This is a genomic window from Rhizobacter sp., from assembly GCF_035702065.1.
In the GTDB taxonomy this organism is placed as follows: domain Bacteria; phylum Pseudomonadota; class Gammaproteobacteria; order Burkholderiales; family Burkholderiaceae_C; genus Rhizobacter.
This window is the reverse complement of record NZ_DASSRA010000304.1, coordinates 1-2249: the sequence shown is the minus strand read 5'-3', so window position 1 is coordinate 2249 and position 2249 is coordinate 1. Positions and strand designations below refer to the sequence as shown.

The following is a 2249-nucleotide window of genomic DNA, read 5'->3' as shown; positions in this document are numbered from 1 at the left end:
GCGCAGGCTCAAGCCCTCTTGCCCGGCTCCGAGCAGCGTCGGCTGGGCTTCAACCAGCAGCGCGATGGCCTCGGCCCGGCGTTGCTCGGCGCTGAGGATCTCGGCCATGGCGACCACCAGCGTGACGCGCTCGTCGGGCACCTGCACGCCGTGGTTCTCGCTGCGCGCACGCTCGACCAACTGGCGGCCGAGCGTCAGGTCGCCGGCGCGCAGGGCGGCCAGCCCCATGGTCTCGAAGTTGGCGTTGGTGCGGCCGCGCCCGCTTTCGTCGGCCGGCAGCTCCAGCAGGCGCTGGATGTCGGGCAGCGCCTCCTGCGAGCGGCCGAGGTCGGTGAGGCAGTGCACGCGGTTGATCAGCAGCACGCTCATCAGGCGCGGGTTGTTGAGCTGCGAGCCGCGTGCGATGCCTTCCTCGATGTAGCTGAGCGCCTGCTGGTGCTCGCCGAGCTGGATCAGCTCGTGCGCGAGATTGCAGTACAGCACCACCTCGAAGCCGTTGCCGCGCACCGGCCGGGCTTCGTGCAGGGCCTGGTACATGTAGGCAAAGGCCTGCTCCGATTCACCCAGCGACGAGTAGCAGCCGGCGATCACGTTGAGCAGCATGCCCAGCTCGTCGCGCTTGAGCACCTGCAGGCCTTCGGCGCGCAGCGGCAGCACGCGCTCCAGCGATTCGCGGTACCTCGCCTCGCGCCACAGGCAGCGTGCGATGCCCACTTCGGCCAGCAGGTGGCCGGCGCGGTCTTGTGCGGTGGCGAAGCAGGCCTGTGCCGTCACCAGCTCGCGGGCCGCCTCCTGCGGCGTGGAGTACCACATGAGGTGAAAGCCGCGCACCAGGTGCGCCCAGCCGCCGGCGGCGGTGTCGTCGCTCTCGAGCGCGCGCGCCAGCGCCTGGTCGGCGAGCGTGATGCAGCGACTGGAATCGCGGTACAGCAGCTTCCATGCGCGGCGCGCCAGGCCCAGCGCGGGCGATTGCGGCTGCGATTGCGAAGGCGGTGCGTCCTGCGGCTTCATGAGGCGGATTCTCTCCGCTTTCGCTGCCCCCGTGATGGCCCACAGGAGCTACTACATGCTGCGTCGGTACTGCCCGCCCACCTCGAACAACGCTGACGTGATCTGCCCGAGCGAACACACACGCACCGCGTCCATCAGTACCTCGAACACGTTGCGGTTGTCGATGACGGCCTGCTGCAGCCGCTTGAGCATGGCCGGCGCCTCCGCCGCGTGCTCGGCATGGAACGCAGCCAGCCGCCGGAGCTGCGACTGCTTCTCGTCGTCGGTGGAGCGGGCCAGCTCGATGTGCTCGGGCACCGGGTCACCGTGCGGGTTGCGGAAGGTGTTGACGCCGATGATGGGGTACTCGCCAGTGTGCTTGAGCATCTCGTAGCGCATGCTCTCCTCCTGGATCTGGCCGCGCTGGTAGCCGGTCTCCATCGCGCCCAGCACGCCGCCGCGCTCGGCGATCTTCTCGAACTCCTTCAACACCGCTTCTTCCACCAGCTCGGTGAGCTCGTCGATCACGAAGGCGCCCTGGTTCGGGTTCTCGTTCTTTGCCAGGCCCCACTCGCGGTTGATGATGAGCTGGATGGCCATGGCGCGGCGCACGCTGTCTTCGGTGGGCGTGGTGATGGCCTCGTCGAAGGCGTTGGTGTGCAGCGAGTTGCAGTTGTCGTAGATCGCGATCAGCGCCTGCAGCGTGGTGCGGATGTCGTTGAACTGGATCTCCTGCGCATGCAGTGACCGGCCGCTCGTCTGCACGTGGTACTTGAGCTTCTGCGAGCGTTCGTTGGCGCCGTACTTGTCGCGCATGGCCACGGCCCAGATGCGGCGCGCCACGCGGCCCAGCACGGTGTACTCCGGGTCCATGCCGTTGCTGAAGAAGAAGCTCAGGTTGGGCGCGAAGTCGTCGATGTGCATGCCCCGTGCGAGGTACGCCTCGACGAAGGTGAAGCCGTTGCTGAGCGTGAAGGCCAGTTGCGAGATCGGGTTCGCGCCGGCCTCGGCGATGTGGTAGCCCGAGATCGAGACCGAGTAGAAGTTGCGCACCTCGTGGTGCACGAAGTGCTCGGCGATGTCGCCCATCACCTTGAGCGAGAACTCGGTCGAGAAGATGCAGGTGTTCTGGCCCTGGTCTTCCTTCAGGATGTCGGCCTGCACCGTGCCGCGCACGTTCTGCTTCACCCACGTGGTGATCTTCTGCGCCTCGTCGTCGCTGGGGTCGCGGCCGTTGTCGAGCTTGAACTTGTCGAGCT

At 67.3% G+C, this 2249-nt stretch carries 1 protein-coding gene and 1 pseudogene; both read right to left on the bottom strand.

The features are described from left to right. A pseudogene (locus tag VFL64_RS13740) lies at window positions 1–1011 on the bottom strand (GGDEF domain-containing protein); the annotation flags it as partial. A 51-nt stretch (window positions 1012–1062) separates the two neighbouring features. Beyond that, on the bottom strand, window positions 1063–2249 hold a 1187-nt coding region (locus VFL64_RS13735), incomplete at its 5' end, for a methylmalonyl-CoA mutase family protein (protein WP_489540942.1).